Raw genomic sequence first — 3,313 nt, forward strand, 5'->3', positions numbered from 1 at the left:
AGTATATGAAATACTAAGATATCAAGAATACGGAGAATTACGAAAACCCCCATGACCTTTGGTTTCATGGAGGTTGACTACATTAAAAGAGCAAAATGTAGAGGAAATTCCTTTAATTAAAAATTTCCAAATGCTCGCTTTCTAAGATCACAATTGAATTTGATTTTGTTGGTTATGTGAATGTTGATTTTGTTGGTTTTGTTGGTTTTGGCTTCCGGATGCTTGAAACCCTTGTGATCCAAATGGTTGTTGAGCTTGTTGGACAGCTTGATTCATCTTCTGCATAGTTTGATTTGCTTGGATACCTTGAAGAGCCTGATTCATAGATTGAATCGCTTGTTGAATATTTTGTTGAATTTGTTGGTCTGTTTGCTGCATCTGCTGCTGAGCCTKAGAACTAAATGACTGCATTTGATGCATTAAAGAGTTAGAGCCTTGGCTGCTTTGAGAATTCTGTTGTGATCCTTGCTGAGACATTTGCTGAATGTTTTGCAGTTGAGACAAGTTTTGGCTTAGTTGGGAAATTTCTTGGCGAATGCTCCCCAATTCTTGGCCTAGCTCAACATCTGTAATTTTAGTTCCAAGTAACTGAGCCTCTTTTTGTTTTTGTTGCTGATCTTGTTGTTGATTATTTTGAGTCATATAAAATCCTCCTTAAAATAGATAACACGTACTTCTTTATACTTTTCCAATTCTTCTCGAAACATACATAGTAATTAACAAAGAAATTTAATTCATTTTTCTTTACTATTAGCTATGAAAGCAAGAACGTATAAAAACAAGCTCTATGGACAACTTAAAATTACAGAATTGTTTCAATTCTAACTCTTTAATAGATACTAACGTTCATCTTTCAAGAGAAGAAAGACTTCAATTATAATGAGGTCTTTTTTTATTTACTTTCCAGCATGATTACAATTAAAACCTATAGGCCAAATACTCAATTCCTGTAAAGATAGGGGTTCTAATTAAAACGTAAATTAAAACCCCTATTTTATAAAAATTGCTATATCTCTACCTGCAAATTTGCAGGTAATTCATTATTGAATTTGTTGATTTTGGTTCGACGATTGGCGTTGATTTTGTTGCTGTTGACCTTGCTGAATAGCCTGATACATTTGCTGCATAACTTGATTAGCCTGAATGCCTTGAAGGGCTTGGTTCATAGATTGAATCGCTTGTTGAATATTTTGTTGAACTTGTTGGTCTGTTTGCTGCATTTGCTGTTGAGCCTGAGAGCTAAACATTTGCATCTGCTGCATTAATGGATTTGATGCTTGGCTTGTTTGAGCACCTTGTTGAGAATTTTGTAACTGAGAAAAGTTTTGACTTAGCTGGGAAATTGCTTGATGAATGCTTCCCAGTTCTTGTCCTAATTCAGTATCAGTAATATTCCCTCCAAGTAGCTGAGCGTCTTTTTGCTTATAGCGTTGATTGTTTTTAGTCATTCTTAAAAACCTCCTTAAAGTAGATAGAACGTACTTGTTTATAATCGTCTGTTCCTTTAAGAAAAATGTTTGGCAAAAATGAACAATTTTTTGTTCGCAAGCTATTTATTATAACTGGTAGAAAAATGTTTATTTTGTATGGTTTTCTGCTGATTGTGAGGAATAAAAACATATATTCAGTGTGAATTAAAATGGAAAAAAGTATGTGATATTTATTATAGAAGAAGTCAAATTTATTATAGGAGGTTTACATAAAAGAAATTGTAGTTCATCATTATCATGCCTTTAGTAAAACAGTAAAAAAAGAACCCTGCAGTCAGAGATTTCAAATCCAACTGAGAGTTCATGATCTAGCCTGCCGTTTTAAATAATTTTCATAAAGAAAGAATGTCTTTAATACCCAGAATCCTCTGATGTAAGGTTATCGAGCATTGTGTAATCATATTTCTGCAGAGGCTTTTCTGCTGGGCCTTCTATAACTTCTCCTGTATAAGAAAATCTAGATCCATGGCAAGGGCAATCCCAAGAACGATCTCCACTGTTCCATTCGACTTCGCAGCCAATGTGAGTACAGGTTGTATCTACAATGTGGATTTTTCCTTCTTGATCTTTGTAGGCTCCCTTTCGATGACCTCGAACCGTAATTACCGCCCCTTCATCATTAGATAGATCTTCAGCTCTTACATCAGAGATTTCAAGCTTACCTTTGATGAGATGGCTTACGACATCAGCATTTTCTACTAAGAAATTTTTCAAGCTGGGGTTTGCGTAGAAACGCGACGGCGAATATAAATGTTGATAGGCGTTCTCTTTGCCTAGAATTATATCTCTGAATAAGAGGGCTGCTGCTGTTCCATTTGTCATTCCCCATTTCCTATAACCAGTAGCGACGAGTATATTAGGTTGACTAGAGGTGATTTCTCCAATATAAGGAAGTTTATCAAGCGAGACTAAGTCTTGTGCTGACCAGCGATATACAATATTTTCTATGTCGAAAACTTGTTCACCAAAATTCTTTAACGCTTTATAATGTTCCATTGTATCTTTTCCTTGGCCTGTTTGATGGCTTTCTCCCGCTATAAGAACCATTTCTTCACCGTTAATGACTGTAGAACGCAGGGAACGTGTTGGTTGATCAGCGCTAATATACATTCCACCTGGATAAGCTTCTTTGGCTTTAACAGCAAGGATATATGAGCGGTCAGCGTGCATTCTAGCAGAGTAAAGGCCCAGCCCTTCATAGAAAGGAAAATGCGAGCAAGAAAGAACGTAGCTTCCTGTAACACGCATCCCTTCTCGTGTAAGAACTGTTTGCTTATCCCCAGATTCAATATTCACTGCCGCTGTATGTTCAAAAATAAGTCCGCCTTTTTGCTTAATAGCTTGAACGAGGTGAACGAGGTATTTAATGGGATGAAACTGTGCCTGGTCTTTCATCACAAGGGCTTTTTTAATTTTTACGTTAAAAGGAATATGGTCTGCCAATTCACCATCAATGTTAAGTTCCTTATAAGCTTCTGCCTCTTTTTCAAGTTTTAGAGCATACTCATCAGTAGTAGCATATATGTAAGCATCTTGCATGATGAAATCACAATCAATTTGATGTTCTTCAACTGTTTTCTTAATAAAATTCAAAGCATCCGCATTAGCTTCATAGTATAATCTTGCCTTACTTCTTCCAAAATTCCGAATAAACTCATCGTAGATCAAATCGTGCTGAGCAGTAACTTTTGCTGTCGTATGCCCCGTTGTGCCATTCAATAGTCTTCCTGCTTCTAAAACGCCTACCTTTAGACCTTCATTGACTAAGAGGTACGCAGAAGTAAGACCTGTAATCCCTCCGCCTACAACTACAACATCTACAT

Annotated in this window: 3 protein-coding genes; all 3 read right to left on the bottom strand. The window is 36.4% G+C overall.

Translation table 11 applies throughout. From position 1 onward, the window contains the following. Positions 1 to 147: 147 nt before the first annotated feature. Positions 148 to 642 carry a hypothetical protein gene (locus AC1DRF_RS20410; RefSeq protein ID WP_477741537.1) on the bottom strand — a complete coding sequence of 165 codons (495 nt, stop codon included), beginning with the start codon at positions 640 to 642 and terminating at the stop codon, positions 148 to 150. A gap of 398 nt (positions 643 to 1,040) precedes the next feature. Then, positions 1,041 to 1,448, bottom strand: a complete 408-nt coding sequence (locus tag AC1DRF_RS20415; RefSeq protein WP_074676692.1) for a hypothetical protein — start codon at positions 1,446 to 1,448, stop codon at positions 1,041 to 1,043. Positions 1,449 to 1,841: 393 nt separating this feature from the next. Beyond that, positions 1,842 to 3,313, bottom strand: a 1,472-nt coding sequence (locus tag AC1DRF_RS20420) for an FAD-dependent oxidoreductase (protein ID WP_477741538.1), incomplete at its 5' end; no start/stop codon positions are given.

Source organism: Priestia sp. P5_B4, assembly GCF_056400385.1.

Bases quoted from the DNA above. Each gene is read 5' to 3' on its own strand.
- AC1DRF_RS20415 (WP_074676692.1), bottom strand. From the start codon at position 1,448: ATGACTAAAAACAATCAACGCTATAAGCAAAAAGACGCTCAGCTACTT.